The sequence below is a fragment of the Arthrobacter sp. HMSC08H08 genome (assembly GCF_001807575.1).
GTDB classification, from domain to species: domain Bacteria; phylum Actinomycetota; class Actinomycetes; order Actinomycetales; family Micrococcaceae; genus Pseudoglutamicibacter; species Pseudoglutamicibacter albus.
The window spans coordinates 67189-89550 of record NZ_KV789371.1 but is presented as its reverse complement, the minus strand read 5'-3'; the positions used below and the strand labels follow the sequence as shown (position 1 = coordinate 89550).

Annotated in this window: 19 protein-coding genes; 13 read left to right on the top strand and 6 right to left on the bottom strand. The window is 61.3% G+C overall.

The features are described 5' to 3' along the window. Positions 1-44: 44 nt before the first annotated feature. Positions 45-1238, bottom strand: a complete 1194-nt coding sequence (locus HMPREF3175_RS00395; protein ID WP_070490056.1) for a YihY/virulence factor BrkB family protein — start codon at positions 1236-1238, stop codon at positions 45-47. Between the two features lie 205 nt (positions 1239-1443). Between HMPREF3175_RS00395 and HMPREF3175_RS00390 the strand changes: the two genes are divergently transcribed. From HMPREF3175_RS00390 to HMPREF3175_RS00375, 4 genes are all read left to right on the top strand, one after another. Further along, positions 1444-2889 carry a cell division protein PerM gene (locus HMPREF3175_RS00390; protein WP_083289318.1) on the top strand — a complete coding sequence of 482 codons (1446 nt, stop codon included), beginning with the start codon at positions 1444-1446 and terminating at the stop codon, positions 2887-2889. 19 nt (positions 2890-2908) lie between these two features. Continuing rightward, entirely contained in the window at positions 2909-3502 is a 594-nt protein-coding gene (gene purN, locus HMPREF3175_RS00385; RefSeq protein ID WP_070490055.1) for a phosphoribosylglycinamide formyltransferase, read from the top strand. A 99-nt stretch (positions 3503-3601) separates the two neighbouring features. Then, positions 3602-5278, top strand: a complete 1677-nt coding sequence (gene purH, locus HMPREF3175_RS00380) for a bifunctional phosphoribosylaminoimidazolecarboxamide formyltransferase/IMP cyclohydrolase (RefSeq protein ID WP_070490052.1) — start codon at positions 3602-3604, stop codon at positions 5276-5278. A 165-nt stretch (positions 5279-5443) separates the two neighbouring features. Next, a complete protein-coding gene (locus tag HMPREF3175_RS00375; protein WP_070490049.1) occupies positions 5444-7666 on the top strand; it encodes an NADP-dependent isocitrate dehydrogenase in 2223 nt (740 codons plus the stop codon). A gap of 113 nt (positions 7667-7779) precedes the next feature. Here HMPREF3175_RS00375 and HMPREF3175_RS00370 read toward each other — a convergent pair whose 3' ends face one another. After that, on the bottom strand, positions 7780-8301 hold the full coding sequence (locus tag HMPREF3175_RS00370) for a gamma carbonic anhydrase family protein (protein WP_070490047.1): 522 nt from the start codon (positions 8299-8301) through the stop codon (positions 7780-7782). 45 nt (positions 8302-8346) lie between these two features. Beyond that, entirely contained in the window at positions 8347-9285 is a 939-nt protein-coding gene (locus tag HMPREF3175_RS00365) for an HNH endonuclease family protein (protein ID WP_239446213.1), read from the bottom strand. A gap of 54 nt (positions 9286-9339) precedes the next feature. On the opposite strand from HMPREF3175_RS00365, the gene HMPREF3175_RS00360 reads away from it, so the two are divergent. Beyond that, the gene (locus HMPREF3175_RS00360; protein WP_070490044.1) at positions 9340-10485 is read left to right on the top strand and encodes a class I SAM-dependent methyltransferase; all 1146 of its coding nucleotides are present in this window, start codon (positions 9340-9342) and stop codon (positions 10483-10485) included. A gap of 82 nt (positions 10486-10567) precedes the next feature. Here the strand turns inward: HMPREF3175_RS00360 and purU are convergent, their stop codons facing one another. After that, positions 10568-11446, bottom strand: coding sequence for a formyltetrahydrofolate deformylase (gene purU / locus HMPREF3175_RS00355; RefSeq protein WP_052048275.1), 879 nt, complete (start codon positions 11444-11446; stop codon positions 10568-10570). A 202-nt stretch (positions 11447-11648) separates the two neighbouring features. Between purU and glyA the strand changes: the two genes are divergently transcribed. Next, positions 11649-12938: a serine hydroxymethyltransferase gene (gene glyA, locus HMPREF3175_RS00350; protein WP_070490042.1), complete on the top strand. Its 1290-nt coding sequence runs from the start codon at positions 11649-11651 to the stop codon at positions 12936-12938. 8 nt (positions 12939-12946) lie between these two features. Further along, positions 12947-13831, top strand: coding sequence for a bifunctional methylenetetrahydrofolate dehydrogenase/methenyltetrahydrofolate cyclohydrolase (locus HMPREF3175_RS00345; RefSeq protein ID WP_070490039.1), 885 nt, complete (start codon positions 12947-12949; stop codon positions 13829-13831). A 130-nt stretch (positions 13832-13961) separates the two neighbouring features. Here the strand turns inward: HMPREF3175_RS00345 and HMPREF3175_RS00340 are convergent, their stop codons facing one another. Together HMPREF3175_RS00340 and HMPREF3175_RS00335 are read right to left on the bottom strand one after the other, a co-directional pair. After that, the gene (locus HMPREF3175_RS00340) at positions 13962-15419 is read right to left on the bottom strand and encodes a catalase (protein WP_035754910.1); all 1458 of its coding nucleotides are present in this window, start codon (positions 15417-15419) and stop codon (positions 13962-13964) included. Between the two features lie 43 nt (positions 15420-15462). Continuing rightward, complete coding sequence (locus HMPREF3175_RS00335) at positions 15463-15921, bottom strand: Fur family transcriptional regulator (protein WP_052048276.1); 459 nt, start codon at positions 15919-15921, stop codon at positions 15463-15465. 134 nt (positions 15922-16055) lie between these two features. Between HMPREF3175_RS00335 and HMPREF3175_RS00330 the strand changes: the two genes are divergently transcribed. From HMPREF3175_RS00330 to HMPREF3175_RS00305, 6 genes are all read left to right on the top strand, one after another. Continuing rightward, positions 16056-17048, top strand: coding sequence for an ABC transporter ATP-binding protein (locus HMPREF3175_RS00330; RefSeq protein WP_083285499.1), 993 nt, complete (start codon positions 16056-16058; stop codon positions 17046-17048). Further along, positions 17041-18963, top strand: coding sequence for an ABC transporter permease (locus tag HMPREF3175_RS00325; RefSeq protein ID WP_070490036.1), 1923 nt, complete (start codon positions 17041-17043; stop codon positions 18961-18963). The genes HMPREF3175_RS00330 and HMPREF3175_RS00325 overlap by 8 nt, the downstream gene beginning before the upstream one ends. Positions 18964-19030: 67 nt before the next feature. Further along, a complete protein-coding gene (locus HMPREF3175_RS00320) occupies positions 19031-19585 on the top strand; it encodes a hypothetical protein (RefSeq protein ID WP_035755000.1) in 555 nt (184 codons plus the stop codon). Positions 19586-19691: 106 nt separating this feature from the next. Continuing rightward, on the top strand, positions 19692-20498 hold the full coding sequence (locus tag HMPREF3175_RS00315; RefSeq protein ID WP_070490034.1) for an exodeoxyribonuclease III: 807 nt from the start codon (positions 19692-19694) through the stop codon (positions 20496-20498). Positions 20499-20573: 75 nt separating this feature from the next. Beyond that, on the top strand, positions 20574-21647 hold the full coding sequence (gene trpS / locus HMPREF3175_RS00310; RefSeq protein WP_070490032.1) for a tryptophan--tRNA ligase: 1074 nt from the start codon (positions 20574-20576) through the stop codon (positions 21645-21647). Positions 21648-21700: 53 nt separating this feature from the next. Then, on the top strand, positions 21701-22312 hold the full coding sequence (locus HMPREF3175_RS00305) for a 2'-5' RNA ligase family protein (protein ID WP_070490031.1): 612 nt from the start codon (positions 21701-21703) through the stop codon (positions 22310-22312). Positions 22313-22362: the final 50 nt, after the last annotated feature.

Genomic DNA, 22362 nt, shown 5'->3' with positions numbered 1-22362 from the left:
AGAAGACAAGCCGGGGCGGTGCCGTTCTGCACCGCCGCCTGGCGTTAGTTGGAATCGTCCTTACCGGAGGTTTCTTCCGGTTCCGGCGGGGTGTGGGAAGCCTGGCGGATCATGCTCAACACGGCAACCACGCCACCGAAGCCCGCGAGTGCTTTCAGACGCCTCTTCTTACGTTTAGGGTCCATCGGCTCAGGACCAATCGGGTTGGTCATCAAACGCAACTTACGGCCTTCGAACACGTCCTTGGCGTAGGCCTTTTCCTTCTTCTTGATCCCAGAAACCGAGCGAGGCGGAAGCAAGACCTGTTCCTCAGCGATCAGGCCCGCGGTGAGCTGGCGTGCACGCTGAGCCTCAACATCGACCTCCGCACCCAAGACCAGTACGCAGTTGATGATCCAGATCCACATCAGACCAGCGATAGCACCACCGATGGAGCCGTAGGTCTTGTTGTAGTTAGCGAAGTTGGAGAGGTACCACGCGAAACCGGCGGTCGCCAACGCCATCGTGACCAGCGCGAACGTGGCACCTAGGGTGACCCAACGGATCTGCGGGCGGCGCACGTTCGGGGTGAAGTTATACAGCAGGCCGATCATGACGATCGCAACCAGGATAAGAACCGGCCATTTCAGGATGTTCCATGCGGTCACGGCCTCAGCGCCTAGACCGATCCAGCTGCCGATCATGGACGCGAAGTCACCGGAGACCAGCAGCAACAGGATGCAGATCACCGAACCGAACAGCAACGCGAGGGTGATGAGGTACATCTGGATGCGCAAGAACATTGGGGCGCGGCCCTCTTCAACGCCGTAGACGGTGTTGATCGAGCGGGAGAACGCGTTGACGTAGTTCGAGGACGTCCACACGGCACCGAGGACACCGATGACGAAGAACAACCCAGCGCCGCCGCCTTCAGTCAGGCTCGTGATGGGTTCTTCGAGGACTTTCGCCATCTCCGGGGAGCCGACGTCCTGAACGGTGTCGAGTAGCAGTTTGGTGGTCTCTTCGCCCTGGCCGAACAAGCCCAGCGTGGAGACGAGGGCGAGCAGTGCCGGGAACATCGCGAACACTGTCCTGTAGGTCAGGGAAGCGGCCATGTCCATGCCGCCGTCGCGTGTGAACTCGCGTAGTGCTCTACCGAAAATGTATTTCCATCCGGCTGCCGGAATTGGTCCGGCTTTGTCCATGCGTTCCTCGATCGCTTCTTTCGCGTCGGGGTCTGCCGTGATGCTTCTCTCCACGGTGGGGGCCTTCCTGATGGATGTTATTCATCTAGAGCCTAACCATCTCACAGATCGGATGCCACACTTTGGAGTTTTTGGGGCTCAAGGGTGGGCGATTTCGCCGCGCCTGCGTGTGGTGTGGGTTCTAAGATGGCACGATCGGTGGTGAAGCATGCGGCGTGGCCGTGGATGCTGAAGTGAGTTTGTTGAGGGATGTTGCAGGATGCCTACGGATTTTAAGGATTCGCGCGACGCCGGCGGAGCCGGGGACGCTGAAACGTCATCTGAGGCCGGTAGTCCACGTGATGCTGAGGCGGCGGCAGCCGGTGAGGGTGCGGCGGAGCAGCTCGTGTATGGGGTAGGGGATGAGCGTGTTTCTTTGACGACCCGCACCCGCGAGGCTCTGTACCGTTTCCGCGTGGGCTTGCAGGAGGGCATGCCGCTTCCGTTGGTGATCCAGGGCGGTATTGAGGCGATCCAGGTGTATGTTCTGGGTTTGCTTGTTGTTGCGCTTCCGGTGGCTGGCGCCGCGATGTCTGGTGGCTGGTTGGGCGCGGATGTCAGCGAGGTCGCTCGTGTCACGGGGCGGTGGTGGCTGTTGGGGCATGGGGTTCCGTTGGTGCGTTCCGAGGCCGCTATTGGCGGGGCTGGCACGATGTGGTTCTTGCCTCTAGGTTTTGTTGTGTTGCCTGGCTGGTTGGCGTGGCGTGCTGGGCGGCGGTTGGCGCGGGCCTCGTGGTCTGATCAGTTGTGGCAGGCGATGCTGGGTTCGCTTCTGGTGTACGGGGTGCTCGGGATTGTGACGACGTGGTGGGCGTCCTCTGAGCTGATTGCTTCGCCGTGGTGGGGCGCGTTGTTGATTCCGTTGGTGATTCACGGGCTCGGTTTGATTGGTGGCGCGTGGCGTGAGGCGGGTTCGTTTGGCCGGTTGATTGGTTTTAATGCGGCGGAGCGGGTGCTTCACCATTCGCAGTATCAGCGGTGGGCTGGCTCGTATGTGTGGGCTGTGGTTCGCGCTGGTTTTGTGGGGCTTGTGATGGCTGTGGGGTTGGCTTCGGCGGCGTTCACGGTGCAGTTGGTGCTGCATTGGGTTGATGTGATCAACACTGTGATGCGCCTGAATCCGGGCCTGTGGGGTGGTGCCGCGTTGATGTTGCTGCAGCTTGTGTTTGTGCCGAACATAGTGATGTACACGCTGGCTTATGTCAGTGGTGGCGGGTTCGCGTTGGGTAGCACCACCTCGATTTCTGCGTTTGGTTCGTTCGGGACGGATATGCCTCCGTTGCCGGTTTTGGGGATGTTGCCGGATGGCCCGCAGGTGTGGGTTGTGGCTATCCCGGTGCTTGCTGGTGTTGTTGCCGGCTGGTGGTTTATGCGTGAGGGCGAGAACCATTTGGAGGAGTGGTTGACTCTTCGTTTTTCGCAGCGCTGGATTGGTGTGACGTTGTCTTCGCTCATGTTGGGTTTGTTGGTGGGCGCGGTCTCTGCAGTGGGTTTCGTGGTGTTGGCTTTGTTGTCTTCTGGCACGTTGGGGCTGGGTATTTTCACGTGGATCGGGCCGCACGTGTGGGTTTCGGCTGGCTTGTTGGTTGCGGAGATCGGCGTGGGCGCTGTGCTCGGTAATGTTGCTGCGCCATTGTTTGAGCGTGACCCGGTTTTGGATGACTGAGTCTAGGTAGGGTTTGGGTATGCGTGCTGTTGTTCTGCTTTCTGGGTCTGGTACGAATTTTCAGGCTGTTGTTGATGCGGTTTCTGCTGGCCGGTTGACGGGTGTGGAGATTGTCGCGGTGGGTACGGATCAGCCGGGGGCGGCTGGTTTGCATCGGGCTGATGTTTTGGGTGCTGAAACGTTTGTGGTGGACCCTCGGGATTACGATGCGCGTGCTGGCTGGGATGCGGCGTTGGCTTCTGCGGTGGCTGGTTTTTCCCCGGATGTGGTGGTGTGTTCGGGGTTTATGCGGATTCTGGGGGCGGCGTTTCTGGAGCGTTTCGGGGATAGGACGGTGAATACGCATCCGGCGTTGCTGCCGTCTTTCCCTGGTGCTCACGGTGTGCGGGACGCGTTGGCTTATGGGGTCAAGGTCACCGGCTGTACTGTGCACTGGGTTGATGCTGGGGTGGATACGGGCCCGATCATCGCTCAGCGTGCCGTTGAGGTGCGGGATGGTGAATCCCAGGATGAGCTGCATGAGCGGATCAAGGTTCAGGAGCGTTCTGCGTTGATTGAGGTTTTGCAGGGCTTGGCTGATGGCGTGATCAGCTTCCCTCACGCGTACGCCTGACGCGTAGACTGGGTGTGCCTGCCGTTTCGCGGCGGGCGCTTTCTGGTGCGCACGTGTAGTGCGTCTTGTTCCGCGATTTCTCCTGAGGAGCCTTTTCTCGTGACCGTTCAGGATTCCACGCCCACGACTGTTCCGATTAAGCGTGCACTGATCTCTGTATATGACAAGACCGGTTTGGAAGATCTAGCCCGCGGCCTGCATGAGGCCGGCGTTGCGATTGTCTCTACCGGTTCTACTGCTGGCCGTATCGCTGATGCGGGCATCCCGGTGACTGAGGTCTCTGAGGTGACGGGGTTCCAGGAATGCCTTGAAGGCCGTGTGAAGACGCTGCATCCGCGGGTTCACGCCGGTATTCTGGCGGACCGCCGTAAGGATGATCATGTTCAGCAGCTCAAGGATATGGAGATTGAGCCGTTTGATCTGGTGGTTGTGAACCTGTACCCGTTCGTTGAGACGGTGCGTTCGGGCGCTGACCAGGACGCGGTGATTGAGCAGATCGACATCGGCGGCCCGTCGATGGTGCGTGCGGCAGCTAAGAACCATCCTTCGGTTGCTGTGGTGGTCAACCCTGAGTTCTATGGCCAGGTGGTTGAGGCGGCCCGTGGTGAGGGCTTCGACCTGGCGACCCGCCGTCGTCTGGCTTCGCTGGCTTTCGCTCACACTGCCGCTTATGACAATGCGGTTGCCGCGTGGACTGCGGCGCAGTTCGGTGATCCCGAGGCCGCGGAGGCCCCGGTCTTCCCGCCGTATGCGGGTTTGTCGCTTGAGCGTGCTGAGGTTCTGCGTTACGGCGAGAACCCGCACCAGCCGGCAGCGCTGTATGTTGATCACGCGGCTTCCCCGGGTATTGCTCAGGCTGAGCAGTTGCACGGTAAGGCGATGAGCTACAACAACTATCAGGACGCGGACGCGGCAGTGCGTGCTGCCTATGACTTCGATGAGCCTGCCGTTGCCGTGATTAAGCACGCGAATCCGTGCGGCATCGCGGTCGCGACCCCGGGGGCTGAGGACCCGATCGCTGATGCGCACCGTAAGGCCCACGCAACCGATCCGTTGTCTGCTTTCGGTGGCGTGATCGCGGCTAACCGCCCTGTCACAGCGGGTATGGCGCGCACGGTTTCTGAGATCTTCACCGAGGTTGTTGTCGCCCCAGGCTTCGAGGACGAGGCCGTTGAGATCCTTTCGAAGAAAAAGAACATCCGCCTGTTGAGCCTGCCTGAGGGCTTCACGCAGGACACGGTCTTGATCCGCCAGATTTCCGGCGGCGCACTGCTCCAGACCACCGATCAGCTCGATGCCCCAGGTGATGACCCGCAGACCTGGACCCTGGCCGCAGGTGAACCAGCCGATGAGAAGACCTTGGCTGATCTCGCATTCGCGTGGCGTGCCCTGCGTTCGGCTAAGTCGAACGCGATCCTGCTCGCCAACGACGGCGCCGCGGTCGGCATCGGGATGGGCCAGGTCAACCGCGTGGATTCCTGCCGGCTCGCGGTCGAACGTGCCAACACCCTCGGTGTCACAGTCGCATCCGACGTCAACGCCGCAGGCGGTGCTGAGGCCGACGCCAACGCACAGTCGGAGGAACGCGCACGCGGTGCCGTGGCCGCATCGGACGCTTTCTTCCCGTTCGCTGACGGCCCGGAGGTCCTGATCAACGCCGGTGTGCGCGCGATCGTCCAACCGGGAGGATCGGTGCGTGACCAAGACACGATCGACGCGGCGAACAAAGCCGGCGTGACGATGTACTTCACCGGCGAACGCCACTTCTTCCACTAAAGAAGCCAGCTAGAGAGGCCGGTGTGGTTGATTGCTCGTGAACGCGTGTTCGGCAATAAACCTCACCGGCCTTCTTGCGACCATCTAGAATAGAAGCGAGTGTGCCCTGCCAAGCTCAGGGCACAAGTCAACTCATCAGCGACTGTTGAGGGAGAACGCCACCACATGGCAAAAATCATCTATACACACACTGACGAAGCGCCGATGCTGGCCACGCACTCGTTCCTGCCGATGGTTGAGGCTTTCGCCTCCCAAGCGGACGTGCCGATGGAGACCCGCGATATTTCGCTGGCTGGCCGCATCATCGCAACGTTTTCTCACTTGCTCCCGGAAAACCAGCGCATCAACGATGCACTGGCCGAGCTGGGCGAGATGACCCAGAGCCCGGACGCGAACATCGTGAAGCTACCGAACATTTCGGCTTCTGTTCCACAGCTAAAGGCAGCCGTTGCTGAGCTGCAGGGGCAGGGCTATGACCTGCCGGACTTCCCAGATGAGCCAAAGACTGACGAAGAGCGCGAGATCCGTGAGCTCTACGGCAAGGTCATGGGTTCGGCCGTGAACCCGGTTCTGCGTGAGGGTAACTCTGACCGCCGCGCACCGCAGTCGGTCAAGAGCTACGCGAAGAAGAACCCACACTCGATGGGTGAGTGGACTAAAGAATCCAAGACCAACGTCGCGACGATGGGCAAGAACGACTTCGCGTCCAACGAGAAGTCCGTTGTCCTGGAGAAAGACGACGAACTCACCATCCGCTTCACCCCTGCCGGTGGCGAGGCTAAGGTTCTCAAGCCTGCGTTCAAGGTGCTTGAAGGCGAGGTTGTTGACGGTACCTTCATGTCTGTGAAGGCGCTCGATGCGTTCCTCAAGGAACAGGTTGCACGCGCTAAGGATGAAGGCATCCTGTTCTCCGCGCACCTCAAGGCGACCATGATGAAGGTCTCCGACCCGATCATCTTTGGCCGCGTTGTGCGCGCATACTTCGCTGACCTGTTCGCCAAGTACGGCGAGAAGCTCGCTGAAGCCGGTTTGTCCCCGAACAACGGCCTGGCCTCGATCATCTCCGGCTTGGATTCCCTCGACTCCGAGACGGCCGAAGGCGTCAAGGCTGAGATCGAGAAGGCCTACAACGAAGGCCCAGCGATCGCGATGGTCGATTCCTCGCGCGGGATCACCAACCTGCACGTCCCATCGGACATCATCGTTGACGCATCCATGCCAGCGATGATCCGCACCTCCGGCCAGATGTGGAACGCGGACGATAAGACCCAGGACACCCTGGCGATCATCCCAGACTCCTCCTACGCGGGCGTCTACCAGACCGTGATCGAGGACTGCCGCGCCAACGGTGCATTCGACCCAGCAACCATGGGTACCGTCCCGAACGTCGGCCTCATGGCCCAGAAGGCCGAAGAGTACGGTTCGCACGACAAGACCTTCCAGCTTGAGGAAGACGGCACAGTTGAGGTCGTCAACTCCGCGGGCGACGTCCTGATCTCCCACGAGGTTGAGGCCGGCGACATCTGGCGTGCATGCCAGACCAAGGACCTGCCGATCCGCAACTGGGTTGAGCTCGCAGTTGAGCGCTCCCGCCAGTCCGGTATGCCAGTTGTGTTCTGGCTCGATGAGAACCGCGCACACGATGCGAACCTCATCGAGAAGGTCAACACCTACCTCAAGGACCTCGACACCGACGGCCTGGACATCCGCATCCTCGCCCCGAAGGAAGCAACCCAGTTCTCGGTGGACCGCATCCGCAAGGGTGAGGACACCATCTCGGTGACCGGTAACGTCCTACGTGACTACCTGACCGATCTGTTCCCGATCCTCGAGCTCGGCACGTCTGCGAAGATGCTCTCGATCGTCCCGTTGCTCGCTGGCGGTGGCCTGTTCGAGACCGGCGCTGGCGGTTCCGCACCGAAGCACGTCCAGCAGCTCGTTGAAGAGAACCACCTGCGTTGGGACTCCCTCGGCGAGTTCCTCGCTTTGGCTGAATCCTTCGAGAAGTTCGGCCGCCAGACCGAGACCCCAGCAGCTGAGGTTCTCGGCCGCGCACTCGACGCAGCGACCGGCACGTTCCTGGATGAGAACAAGTCCCCATCCCGCAAGGTAGGCGAGCTCGACAACCGCGGCTCCCACTACTACCTGGTCCGCTACTGGGCTGAAGAGCTCGCCAAGCAGACCGAGGACGCACGCCTCGCGGAGGTCTTCGCACCTGTTGCGAAGGCACTGGTTGAGAAGGAAGAGCAGATCATCTCCGAGCTCAACGGCGCACAGGGTGTGGCTGTTGAGCTGGGTGGCTACTACCGCCCAGACGAGAAGAAGGTCTCCGAGATCATGCGGCCATCCGCAACCCTCAACGAGATCATCGACGGTCTCAAAGCTTAAGTTTCTCGCTGATACAGCGAACGGGCGGCGTGACCACATGGTCACGCCGCCCGTGTGTTTAAACGTCAGTGTGTTTAAGTTCCAGTGTGTTTGTGTGGCAGCGCCGCAGTGCTTTAGCTGCTTAGCGCTGCTGCGTGGCGGCGAGCCAGGCCGACGTAGGTTTCAGCGGACGTTGAGAGTGCAGCGACTTCCTCGTCGGTCAGTTCGCGGCGAACCTTCGCAGGAGCCCCGGCGACCAGCGAGCGCGGAGGGACCTCCATACCCTCCAGAACCAGCGCGCCAGCGGCGATGAGCGACTGCTCGCCGATGACCGCGCCGTTCATGATGGTCGCCGACATCCCGATGAGCGTGCCATCACCCACCGTGCAGCCGTGCACCACTGCGGCGTGGCCGACCGTAACGTCATCGCCGAGCGTGCACGGGTACTCAGGGTCAGCGTGGACCACCACGTTATCCTGCAGGTTGGTGCGGGCGCCGATGCGGATCGGCGCGGAATCCCCACGGACTGATACCCCATAGAACGCCGAAGAGTCTTCTGCTAAAACTGCATCGCCACTTACCGTGGCGGTTGGGGCTAGGAATGCGGCAGCGCCCACGTCAGGGGTGCCGTTATCGAGTGCAATGATGTGTGCCATGTAGCAAGCCTACTGACGCAGGCCCACTCTTGCATCCAAAGCCGTTCAGTCTTGTTTCCAGGAGCTCGGCATCTCTGGAGCATCCTGGGGATCGAACCCTTCGGTGGGCACGGTTTGGTCGGGGCAGCGTTTCAGGACCTGTTTCATCGCGTCCTTTTCAGCCTGGGTGACCCACAGTTTATAGCGGGACTTCACGGCGATCTGGCGGGCCACCATCGGGCACCTGTAGGCCTTATTGGGTGGGAGCCAGCTTGCGGCGTCGCGGTCAGATTTCTGCTGGTTGAGTGGCCCGGAGACCGCTAGCAGGTTCAGCGGGTCATTCGCGAGCAAGATCCGTTCGCGTTTGCTCAAGTTCTGGGCGCCCTTCTGCCACGCGTCAGATAACGCTACGACATGGTCGATCTGGACCGCCTCGGAGGTGCGGGGGCCGCGCTGAAAGTTGATCATGTCGCCCGAATACGGGTCACGTAGGACACCTTTTTCGACGCCGCAGCGGCCTTGTTGGGTGATATCGCTCAGGTCTCGCTTGAGGATGTCGTCGCGGGTGCGGCAACCGTTACGGTCGGTATCGAGCCACGCCCGCCCGAAAGACTCTTTACGGTTATAGCCGGTCTTAGGTGCGCGGCCCTTGACCTCGAGGGTCTCCAGGACCGCTGCCGCATTATGAGACCGCGCGGGATCAGTGGCTTTATTGTCACCCGGCGCGGTTTGGGACGGCGCTGTTTTGGAAGGCGCGGTTTTGGAAGGCGCCGGCGTGGAGGGTGCGGTCGCGCTGGGCTTGCTTTCACCCGGCGCGGTTTCATTCGGTGCGGTTGAACTACCGTTGATGGAGAGCTTGCCGATCACGAAAATCAAGAGCGCAGTCACAGCAAGGGCCATGAGTTTGTTAAACGTTTTCTTGAATTTTCGTGAGGCGCCAGACTTTCGTTGCATACCGAGCATCATCCACCAACCCGCGCTCGCGCCGCGAGTTCGGCTCGCCATGCACGCGTATGTGAAGCATCACGCAACGGGATCTACCGCCATAATGGATGCATCATGCAGTGCGATTATTACGATGCGGGAGTGTGTTTATCCTGCACGCTCATTCAACAGCCCTACGCCCAACAGGTTGAACTCAAACAGAGCCAGGCTCAAACGTTGCTCGAGCCGTACGGGCCAACGGCCTGGCTTGAACCGTTCACTGGGCCTGAGCAGGGCTACCGCACCCGCATCAAAATGGTGGTGGGCGGAACCTATCGACGCCCGACTTTCGGGATTCTGGACCGGGAGCGCCGCGGTGTGGACTTGCGCGAATGCAGGGTGATCCACCCGGAACTGACCCGCATGTTCGGGCTGATCCACTCGCTCATCCGCATCAGCAAGCTCGCCCCGTATTCCGTCCCCGAGCGCGCCGGAGAGCTCAAACAAGTCCACATGACGTTGAACGAGGCCGGGCAGATCATGCTGCGCTTCGTGATGCGCTCCCGCGCCGGCGTCAAAGCCTTGCGGCCGAACCTGGCAGGATTCCTCGAAAGAGCCCCGCACATCGTGACCGTGACAGCCAACATGTTGCCGGATCACGTCGCGCTCGCCGAGGGAGAAGAAGAAATCCATCTAGCCGGTGAAACCACGTTCCCGCTCACGATCAGCCGCCTGCCGTTGCGGGTTCGTCCGCAAGGGTTTGTGCAGACTAATCAGGCGGTTGCCGAGGGGCTTTATGCCCAGGCGGGGGAGTGGATCGCAGCAGCCTCGCCGGACAGCCATGCAGGGCCGCCGGAGACCGTGTGGGATCTGTATGCGGGCGTCGGCGGTTTCGGGTTCACAGCGGCCCAGGCCGGGGCCGGGCATGTGATCGGCGTTGAGACCTCTGTCGAGGCGGTCGCTGCCGGCAACGCCGCGGCAGCGGCACAGGGAATCAGCGAGGTCGAGTTCATCGCGGCTGATGCGACGCAGTGGGTTCGCGAGAAACCTGCGCCAGAGCTCATCATCGTCAATCCGCCTCGGCGCGGACTAGGTCCAGACCTGCCCGTGTGGCTCAACGAATGCGAAGCCGAGAGCATCATCTATTCGAGTTGCAACCCCACCACGCTCGCCCGTGACCTCGCCGCGATGAGCAACTGGAGCATCGAGCAGGCGCGCTTGTTCGACATGTTCCCTCAAACCCCGCACATGGAGGTCATCGCGCTGCTACGCAGGGCTTAGGGCAACACTGCCTAACCGAGCCCTCCGGCGCGGTCGAAAATAAACAGTCGAAAATAAACAGTTCAGTCGAAAACAACTGTGCCTAATCGAAGACAACCGTGCGGTGGCCGTCCAGGAGCACGCGATGCTGGGCGTGCCACCGTACCGCGCGCGCGAGCGTCTGTGCCTCGGTAGCGCTACCTTGCTGCACGAGTTCTTCCGGGGTGCGGTCGTGACGCACCGGGGTCACGGCCTGGTCGATGATCGGGCCTTCGTCGAGGTCGCTGGTCACATAGTGCGCGGTGGCGCCGATGAGTTTGACACCGCGGGCATGCGCCTGGTGGTACGGCCGGGCCCCCTTGAAGGAGGGCAGGAACGAGTGGTGGATGTTGATCGCCCGGCCAGATAGTTCGTTGCAGAGCTCATCGGAGAGGATCTGCATGTAACGGGCGAGCACCACGAGGTCGATCTCGTGCTCAGCAACAAGCTCACGCAGCTTCGCCTCGGCGTCTGCCTTGGTGTCTTTCGTGACTGGGATGTGCGTGAACGGTACGCCATAAAACTCAGCGAGCGGCTTCAACGCGGTGTGGTTGGAGACAATGAGCGGCACCTCGATCGGCAGGTAGCCTGCGTGCTGGCGGCTCAACAACTCTTCGAGCGCGTGCGGGGCCTTTGAACACATGATGAGGGTCCGCAGTGGCGCGTCCGCGTCCCACACCTTCAAATCCATCTGGAACTGCTGAGCGACCGCGCGGAGATGAGCCTCGACATCCACGGTGGGCAGACACACGTCCGCTTCAATCCGCATGAAGAACGTGCCGGTCTGGTCAGAACCGTACTGCTGGGATTCCACGATGTTGCCGCCGGCTTGAAACAGCGCCCCGGTCACGTGGTGGACGATGCCCGGCTGGTCTGGGCAGGACAAGCTCACCACAATACGGTGGCTGCTGTTGACATCGCGGTGGCTAGTTTTGCGCTCCATAGGGTTCACGATAGCGGGGGCTTGCGGTGGGGTTGCTATTCGTTGAGTTGGTGCGTCGAGTTATGTTCGGTGTCTGATGGGTGTTCACGGGCTAGAATGGAGGCGTCCGCCGTGTGTTCACTCGACACCTCACGTGCCGGGTGCCGCGGCATCGCTGTTGCCGAACACCAACGAGCGCTAAGCGCTGCACAGGAGAGGCCCCGTGTCACAGACTTCCGATGTCACTAATCAGCCGCTTGCTGAGGTTGACCCCGAAATCGCTGCCCTGATCGATCAGGAATTGGGGCGTCAGCGCGACACCCTGGAAATGATCGCTTCTGAGAACTTCGCTCCGCGCGGTGTTTTGGAGGCTCAGGGCTCGGTTCTGACGAATAAGTATGCCGAAGGTTATCCGGGGCGCCGCTATTACGGCGGCTGCGAATACGTGGATCAGGTTGAAGACCTGGCGCGGGACCGCGTCAAGGCCCTGTTCGGCGCGGGTTTCGCCAACGTTCAGCCGCACTCGGGAGCTTCCGCCAACGCCGCCGCGTTGGCGGCGATGATCAACCCAGGCGACACGATGCTGGGCCTTTCGCTCGCTCACGGCGGCCACTTGACGCACGGCATGAAGCTCAACTTCTCCGGCAAGCTCTACAACGTTGCCGCTTACGAAGTAGACCCGGAGACGTTCCGCATCGACATGGATAAGGTGCGTGAGCAGGCTCTTGAGGCCCGCCCGAACGTGATCGTTGCTGGCTGCTCGGCGTACCCTCGCCAGCTGGATTTCGAGGCCTTCCGTTCGATCGCCGACGAGGTTGGCGCGCTTCTGTGGGTGGACATGGCGCACTTCGCTGGCCTGGTGGCGGCTGGCTTGCACCCGAACCCGGTGCCCGTAGCTGATGTGACGACCTCGACCGTTCACAAGACGCTCGCCGGCCCACGCTCGGGCGTGATCTTGTCCAACACCGCTGAGATGTCCAAGAAGATCAACTCCGCAGTGTTCCCTGGCCAGCAGGGCGGCCCGCTCATGCACGCGATCGCCGGTAAGGCTGTTGCGTTCAAGGTTGCCGCTTCTGAGGAGTTCAAGAACCGCCAGGAGCGCACGCTGAGCGGTGCCAAGATCCTCGCCGAACGGCTGACCGCCAAGGACGTTGCCGATACCGGTGTTTCGGTTCTGACCGGCGGCACCGACGTCCACTTGGTCCTGGTTGACCTGCGCGAATCCGAGCTCGATGGCCAGCAGGGCGAAGACCTGCTGCACGAGGTCGGCATCACGGTCAACCGCAACTCAGTCCCGTGGGATCCACGCCCGCCGATGGTGACCTCCGGTCTGCGCATCGGCACCCCGGCTCTGGCGACCCGCGGCTTTGGCGACAAGGAGTTCACCGAGGTCGCTGACATCATCGCGGTTGCTTTGCGTGACGGCAAGAACGCTGATGTTGATGCGTTGCGTGCCCGCGTGGATAAGCTCGCCGCTGACTTCCCGCTCTATCCTGGCCACGAGAACTGGTAAGGGGAGTCATGACGGCAGTAAAGCTTGATGGGCGCGCGGCGTCCAAGGCGATCAAGGAAGAGCTCGCTGAGCGTATCGAGGCGCTCAAGGAACAGGGTGTGACCCCGGGGATCGCTACGGTCCTGGTGGGCGCTGACCCTGCCTCGCAACTGTATGTGGGGATGAAGCACAAGCAGTCGGTTGCTTTGGGCATGAACTCGATCATGCGTGAACTACCTGCGGATGCGACCCAGGAAGACGTCGAGGCTCTGATCGATGAGCTCAACGCGGACGAGTCCTGCCACGGCTACATCGTTCAGTTGCCGTTGCCGAAGCACCTGGACACGGATGCGATCTTGGAGAGGATCGATCCGAAGAAGGACGCGGATGGCCTGCACCCAACGAATCTCGGCAAGCTGGTGCTCAACGTCAATGACCCGATCGACACCCCGTTGCCGTGCACCCCGCGCGGTGTGATCGAGCTTTTGACTCGCAACGGTGTTGAGATCGCCGGCAAGCACGTGGTCGTTGTGGGACGCGGCGTCACGATCGGCCGCCCGATCGGCCTGTTGCTGACCCGCCGCGAACACAACGCGACCGTGACCCTGACCCACACCGGAACCAAGGACATGAGCGAGCACTTGCGTCAGGCCGACATCGTGGTGGCCGGCGCCGGTGTGAAGCACATGATCAAGGCTGAAGACATCAAGCCGGGTGCCGCGGTGCTCGATGTCGGGGTCACCCGCGAACCGGACCCTGAGGGCGGCCGCGATAAGGTCTATGGCGACGTCGACCCGGCGGTTGAAGAGGTAGCAGGTTACCTTTCGCCGAATCCGGGTGGTGTGGGCCCGATGACGGTTGCGTTGCTCATGACCAACGTTGTTGAAGCCGCGGAGCGCTCCCTCAAGAAGTAGAGAACACATCAAGAGGGGGAATCGAGCCGGCTAGCGGAACGAAACCTCGCTTGATACGCGAAGTGGGGGCGTCCAAACAGTTTGAACTGTTTGGACGCCCCCACTCGTTTAAGCGGTAGGCCGCGTCAGCTTACTTGCGGACGTTGCCTTCGATGCGCTGGCCGACTTCTTCGTCGATGTTCTTCCAGTACTCGATCGCGTTGGAGAGGACTGGCTCTACAACGTCGGCGAGTGCGCCGGATACGGTCTCGACCAGGCGGTCACGGGCCGCGTCGTCGAAGACGTTGCGGACCAGGTCGTGTGCCTGCGAGAAGTCGTCGTCGTCCTTGCGGAGTGTGTAGGCCGCGCGGGTCAGGTCGCCGTCAGCTTCCCAACCGTTGTCGACCGGGCCCTCTTCATCCGACCACGAGTCACCGAAGGAGTTCGGGGCGTAAACGGAGCGAGCACCGGTGTGCTCGTACCACATGTTGCCCTCGAAGTTGTAGGTGTGGACGTCGTTGATTGGACGGTTGACAGGTAGCTGCTGGAAGTTGGTGCCGATACGGTAGCGCTGTGCATCCGCGTAGGCGAAGTTACGGCCCAGCAGCATTTTGTCTGGGGAGTTACCGGTACCTGGAACCATGTTCGCTGGGGAGAAAGCAGCCTGCTCGATCTCAGCGAAGAAGTTCTCAGGGTTGCGGTTCAGCGTGAAGGTACCGACCTTGTGGCGAGGGTAGTCACCCAGCGGCCAGATCTTGGTGAGGTCGAATGGGTTCAGACGGTAGGTCTTAGCCTCTTCGTACGGCATGATCTGAACGTGCATGTCCCACTTCGGGTAGTCGCCGTTCTTGATTGCCTCGAACAGGTCGCGGCGGTGAGCCTCGGCGTCGGTACCTGCCAGGTGCTCTGCTTCCTCGTTGGTGAGGCCCTCAACACCCTGCTGGGAAAGGAAGTGGTAGCGAACCCAGAAGCGCTCGCCTTCAGCGTTGACCCACAGGTAGGTGTGGGAGCCGTAGCCGTTCATGTGGCGGTAGCTCTTAGGGATACCGCGGTCACCCATGAGGTAGGAGACCTGGTGTGCGGTCTCTGGGTTCTGGGTCCAGAAGTCCCACTGCATCGTGTTGTCGCGCAAGCCGTTTTCAGGCAGGCGTTTCTGCGAACGGATGAAGTGTGGGAACTTCATTGGGTCGCGCACAAAGAAGACTGGGGTGTTGTTACCGACGAGGTCGAAGTTGCCCTCTTCGGTGTAGAACTTGAGCGCGAAGCCGCGAACGTCACGCCACGTGTCTGGGGAGCCGAGCTCACCAGCAACCGTGGAGAAACGAGCCAGCATCGGGGTCTTCTTGCCAGGCTGCAGGAAGTCAGCCTTGGTCCACTTCGAAACGTCCTCGGTGACCTCGAGCTCACCGAATGCGCCGGAACCCTTTGCGTGTGGGCGGCGCTCTGGAACGTTCATGCGGTTGAAGTGTGCCAGCGTCTCGACCAGGTGGTGGTCGTGCAGGACGATCGGGCCGTCCTGACCAACGGTCAGCGAGTTGCGGTCGCTGACCGCGGGGATGCCGGCTTGGGTGGTTGAACCAGTGCCGTGGGGCTTGGTGTTCTCAGCCATGTTGCTCCTTTACTTGGATGAGATTGAAACTTTGTGGACGACCTTATGCTTCTTTGCAGTCCTCGCAAAGACCGCGGTAGAGAACCTCCGCCACGTCAATGTCGATGCCGTGGGTGTGTGAAGGTTCAAGGCACGGGGCGTGCCCGAGGGCACACTCCACGTCCTCAAGTCTGCCGCATTTCACGCACTGAACATGGTGATGGTTATCCCCGGTCTCCACCTCATACAGGGTGGGGGAGTTAGGGACTTCCACGCGCCGTAACAGCCTCACGTTCGTGAGGTCATGCAGGATCATGTGCGTGGTTGAAAGCGCTAACTGGGGTAGAGCTTCCGATGCGTACTTGTGGATCTGTTCTGCCGACGCATGGGATGACGCGGCTGTTGCTCGCATCACCGCCATCCGTTGCTTGGTGACACGGCGATTATGCGCTTTGAGCGTGTCCGCCCATGAGCGTTCACGGTCGTCAACAGGTGAAGCCGCCGTGATCGGTCCGAGTGTCATGCAACACACTCTAACAAATTATTCCGAACAATTCAGAATAAGAAATGAACTCTTGGCGTCTCGGTAACAGCGTGGTGAGCGATGAGGCGGGGTGTTCGTTGCGACCGTGGGCACACCTTATGTAGTGTCATGGTGTGGCACACGACTCAAAAGCCCATTCTGGGGTACCTGCACCATCTCCTCAAACACCTTCTTCTAATGACGCGCCAACGGTTCTGCGCGCGCGTTCGCTAACCAAGAAGTTTGGGGATTTCACAGCCGTCAACGGCATTGACTTTGACGTCGCCGCAGGCGAATCCTTTGGCCTGTTAGGCCCCAACGGCGCAGGCAAGTCCACGACCATGAACATGATCGGCGGCGTCTCAACCCGCACATCGGGCGAGCTCAGCATCCTCGGGATGGACCCGAGCGAAGAAGGTCCACGCCTGCGTGCCCACCTCGGCGTCGTGCCGCAGCAAGACAACCTCGACGAAGAGCTCACCGTCCGCGACAACCTCTACATCTACGGCCGCTACTTCGGGATGAAACGCCGCGAAATCGTGCCGCGCATCAAAGACCTGCTCGCGTTTGCGCAACTTGAGGAAAAGGCCGCCAACCGCGTCGACCAGCTTTCAGGCGGTATGAAGCGCCGCCTGACCATCGCGCGCTCGCTCATCAACGATCCAGCCGTGCTACTGCTCGACGAGCCAACCACTGGCCTCGACCCACAGGCCCGTCACATCCTGTGGGACCGCCTCTACCGGCTCAAAGAACGCGGCACGACGCTCATCATCACGACCCACTTCATGGATGAGGCCGAGCAACTCGCAGACCGGCTCATCGTGGTCGATGGCGGCGAGATCAAAGCTGAAGGTTCGCCGTCCGCGCTTGTGCGCGAGTACGCGACTCGCGAAGTCGCAGAGATGCGTTTCGGCTCCGACAAGAACGCTGCGGCGGCCGAGGTCCTGAATAAAGACGGCTTCCGAACCGAAACGCTGGCCGACCGCGTGCTTGTCTACGCCGACGACGGCGAGGCCGCGGTTGCCCGCGCTGTGAGCTTGGGGCTGCGCCCCGTATCGACGCTGGCCCGCCGCGCATCGCTTGAAGACGTGTTCCTGATCCTGACAGGACGGTCCCTCATTGACTGACCCTCATAACGCACACGTAATCGACGCCTCAGCAACAGGCGCCGACGTCCTCGTCCGCCGCGAGCCGATCTCCGGGCCCACGGAGCAAGGCGACCGCTCCGCACGGAAGGTCTCCCGCGCAGGCTCCTGGTACTTCGCGGAGTACCTCTTCCGCGGGATGCGCCGCTACATCGACGTGATCCTCGCGGACTCCGTCGGCACCCCTCTCATGTACCTCGTCACGATGGGCGTGGGCCTCGGTGCCGTCCTGACGAATAATCAGACGAGCTTCGATCGCGTCCCGTACATCACCTTCATCGCCGGCGCGCTCGCCGCGACCATGGCGGTCGGCATCGCGATGGAGGAAATGACCTTCCCAGTGATGGGTGGGTTCAAATGGAACCGGACCTATTACGGGCCGCAGGTCACCCCGATCACGCCGCAACAGATCGCCCGGGGCACGGTGATCGCTGTCTCTATACGCGTGGTTGCGCAGACCCTACTGTTGCTCCTGATCCTCGCGGCCTTCGGCGTCATCCACAGCCTGAGCGCCGTCCTGGTGATCGTGTTTTCGACGATCGCAGCACTCGCTTTCGGCTTGCCGTGTATGGCGTTCGCGGCGGGTATTTTCCAGGAGCGCGGCCAGTTCTCGGTCATCATGCGCTTCATCGTCACGCCGATGTTCCTGTTTTCGGGAACGTTCTACCCGCTCGAGCACCTGCCGATCTACCTGCAGTGGATCGGCTGGATCTCACCCATCTGGCATGCAACCGAGCTGAACCGGTGGGCGATCTACGGGCACGAGGTTGAGCCGTGGATGTTCCCGGTCCACCTCGGCGTCATGATCGTGGTCGCCGTGATCGCGTTCCTGATCGCCCAGACCCGCTATTACCGCCGTTTGCGCGGCGAAAAAGTCAAGACGCGCGTGTGGGGTGCCCGCGCCGCCAAGAAGACGATGGCGAGCGTGAGCCCCGCTGACACCTCGGGTGAAGCAGGCGATCCGTACGCGGTTGGCTACGGAAGCCAAGGTGTAAGCGTAGCTAAAGCGCCCGGTGCACAAGACGATGCTGCTGTCCTTTCCGCCTCAGCCGCAGGCCAGCAGGCCCCGGGCACAGCACAAGTCGCGCTTTCGCAAGCTAGCAAGCCACGGCGTCGTTGGCTATCTGACCTGTATGGCCGCAACGCTAAAGCGGTCATGGAACGTTCGTGGATGGCGACCAAGAACTCCACGTGGATCGTGATCGTGACCGGCTTTGCGGAGCCGGTGCTGTATCTCGCCTCGCTCGGTTTCGGCCTCGGCGTGGTCATCAGCGGGGTCGAAGGCCCAGGCGGGCAGACGATGAGCTACGCGGCATACATCGCGCCGGGCTTGCTCGCGGTTTCAGCGATGAACGGTGCCCTCATGGACACCAACAACATGTTCTTCAAGCTGCGCTACGCGAAGCTGTACCGGGTCATGCTCAACACCTCGCTCGGCCCGATGGACGTTGCGATCGGTGAGATCGCGATGGCGATGATCCGCGGGTTCATCTATTCGCTCGGCTTCTACCTCATTGCCGCGGCGGCGGGCCTCGTGGGGTGGGGTAGTGGCCTGCTCATGATCCCGGCAGCGGTGCTGATCGCGTTCGGATTCGCGGCAGTGTTCATGGCCATCACCACGTGGTTCACCCGATTCCAGCACCTCGACTGGCTCAACATGATCGTTCAGCCGCTGACCCTGTTCTCCGCGACCTTCTTCCCGCTGGACGTCTACCCGCAAGCCGTACAGGCCGTCATCGCATCGCTACCGCTGTGGCACGGCGTCGACCTGCTGCGAATGCTCGCGACCTCGACCTTCACCATCGACATCCTGTGGCACGTTCTGTACTTCGTTGTCATGGCGGTCGCAGGACTCACGGTTGCGACCATGCGGTTCAAGAAGATGTTCCTCACGTAACGAGTGAGCTGGACACAACACGTGAGCGGGGACGTGTGCGGCTGGGCCATCTGGGATAATGGGCATCATGTCTGAACTCCCTTCGTCTAATAAACAGGCCAACGCGCGCGCTCGGAACGTCGCTCGCCCGCTCGGCATGGCCTCCTGGATGATGGCCGTGCTGACGTTCGCGCTCATCGTCGCCATCATCTTCGCCGCGAACTCCAACCAGGTGGTCGGCTGGATCGTCGTGATCATCACCGGCCTGTGGCTTTTGCTCGTGGCTGGCGTGTTCCTGACCCTGCGCGCCGGTGCCCGGGCCGTGGGACGTAGGTGGGATAAAACCAACGCGAACCTCGCCGCGAAACTCTCCAACGACGCGAGCCCAGACAGCACCCGCCCAGGCGTGATCAGCGAAGCCGAAATGAACCACGAGATGAAGCTCGATCACTCCTTCAAGATCGTCCAGGTCCAATACGGCGTGGTCATGGACAACCTCGGCAAAGACGACGAACAAGCCAAAGACATGGTCAACCGAGCCCTGGACACCATCAACATCACCGCGACCAACGCACGCGACATGATCAAGCAGCGCCGCAAAGACCGCCACACCAGCACCGTCGAAGGCGAAATCATCGACTAACGTTGGGCGACCGGCCTGCGCCGAACCCGCACCTGCGCCGAACCCGCACCTGCGCCGAATGCGCACCACACACGCACAGCAAACCGATCAAGCTAAAGGTATTTGAGTGTCTGAGAACGTATTGCGAGTAGCATCCTTCAACGTCAACGGAATCCGTGCCGCAGCCCGCCGTGGATTCGATGAGTGGCTCGAGGACCGCGGCGTCGATATCCTCGCGCTCCAGGAAGTGCGGGCACCCGATGCGATCGTTGAGAAGCACTTCGAAGAAAGCGACTGGCACGTTCTGCACGCAGAAGCCGCAGATAAGGGCCGCGCTGGCGTGCTCATCGCCTCCAAACGAGAGCCAGATGCGACCCGCATCGGAATCGGTGAACCATACTTTGAGACCTCCGGCCGCTGGGTCGAAGCCGACTACACCATCAACGGCCGCACGCTTACCGTCGTCTCCGCGTACGTACACTCCGGCGAGGTGGACACCCCACGCCAGGACGATAAATACAAGTTCCTCGAGACGATGCTCGTGCGCATGCCGGAACTGGCGAAACACGCAGACGATGTGCTGATCGTGGGCGATCTCAACGTGGGCCACACCGAACTCGACATCAAGAACTGGAAGGGCAACGTCAAGAACGCCGGCTTCCTCCCGGAAGAGCGCGCCTACTTCGATAAGTTCTTCGGCGAGATCGGCTACAAGGACGTCGCCCGCGAACTCGCGGGGGACGTACCGGGACCGTACACGTGGTGGTCCTACCGCGGGAAGGCCTTCGACAACGACGCCGGCTGGCGCATCGACTACCACATGGCCACGCCAGAGCTTGCCGGCCGCGCGATCGAAGCGCGAGTGGACCGCGCCGAATCCTACGACAAGCGAGTATCAGACCACTCCGCACTCGTCATCGATTACAGCATCTAGCGCGCCGGCTGCACTAAGCGTAGCCTCCAGCACACACGGCAACAGCGCACACACCCGAAGGACATCAGCATCACCATGAGCACCGAAGCGACCGAAACCGAAACAGCGACTGAAACAACTGAGGCAACCGAAACGCCGCACCGCCCGCGCATCCTGTCAGGAATGCAGCCGTCTGCGGACTCCCTGCACCTCGGCAACTACCTCGGTGCGCTCGTGCAGTTCGTGAAGCTCCAGCACGATGCGGATGCGTTCTACTTTGTTCCGGACCTGCACTCGATCACATCCCCAGACGGCTCAACCAACCTCGCTCAGCGCACCCGCACGACCGCCGCGCAGTACATCGCAGGTGGGGTGGACGTCGATAAGGCCACGCTGTTCATCCAGTCCCACATCCCAGAGCACGCCGAACTCAACTGGGTTCTGCAGTGCATCACCGGTTTCGGTGAGGCCTCCCGCATGACCCAGTTCAAAGACAAATCGAGCCGCTACGGCGCCGACTCAACCAACGTGGGCCTGTTCACCTATCCGTCGCTCATGGCCGCCGACATCCTGCTGTATAAGGCGGATCAGGTGCCAGTCGGTGACGACCAGACTCAGCACGTCGAGCTGACTCGCACGCTCGCGCAACGCTTCAACCACCGCTTTGGCGAGGTGTTCGTGGTTCCGAAGGCCGTCAACCCACCCAACGGTGCGCGCATCTATGATCTGCAGGAACCGACGTCGAAGATGTCGAAGTCCGGAGCGTCACCGAACGGCCGTATCGACATCCTGGACTCACCGAAGACGATCGCTAAGCGCATCAAGTCCGCGGTAACTGACACCGGGACTGAGGTGTCCTTCGACCGCGAATCCAAGCCGGGCGTATCCAACCTGCTCTCGATCCTTTCCGCCGTGACCGAGAAGCCGATCGATACCCTCGTTACCGAGTACGAAGGCAAGATGTACGGCCACCTCAAGGTCGATGTCGCCGACGCCGTGGTCGCAGCGCTCGAGCCGGTACGCGAACGCACGCTGGAACTGCTGGACGACCCAGCCGAACTCGACCGCCTGCTCGCCGTTGGTGCCGCGAAGGCCCGCGCCGTGGCTCAAGAGACCCTCAAAGAGGTCTACGACGCGGTAGGTTTCCTGCCACCTGCACGCCTGAACTAACGCGGCAACTGTTATTACGCGAAGGTGTGAGAATGCCACGGTAAGGTTCAACTATGGGTACCGAACGCTATGAGCACGGCACACACGAGGAAAGTGCGCGCACTCTTGCCACGAGCACGCAGCTAAGCACAGGCCAGATGGCAGGCGCGATAGGCGAGGGCCGGTCCTTTCTTGGCATCGTGATCCCCGTCGAGGGCGAGTACGCCCGCAAGGTGTCTGCGACCCGTGCCGCCACCGGTGACCCGTACGCGTACATCCCTCCTCACATCACGCTGATGTCGGGGGTCCCGTTACCTGACCCGGCCGAGGCCATAGCGCATATCCGCAACGTCGTCTCGGCGTTCTCCCCGTTCCCGTTGAGGTTCGCAGGTACAGACACTTTCTATCCGGTCTCGCCGGTGACCTATCTGCGCGTTGCGGAAGGGGAGCGGGAACTCACTGAACTGCATGAACGCCTCCATTCAGGCCCGCTCGATGCCAAGCCTGCTTACCCGTTTGTGCCGCATCTGACCCTGGCTCAGGAGGTAGCTCCGGAGCGGCTTGCGCAGGTGCGCCGGGAATGGGAGGACGTCTCATTCAACATGTCCGCCCACAGCGTCACGGTTCATGTGGGCGATGGTGCTGGGTCCTGGACACAGATCGAGGAGCTTGCCTTCAGCGGATAACCGTTAAACGTGTGCGGGCCGGAAAGGGACATTCCCTTTCCGGCCCGCAC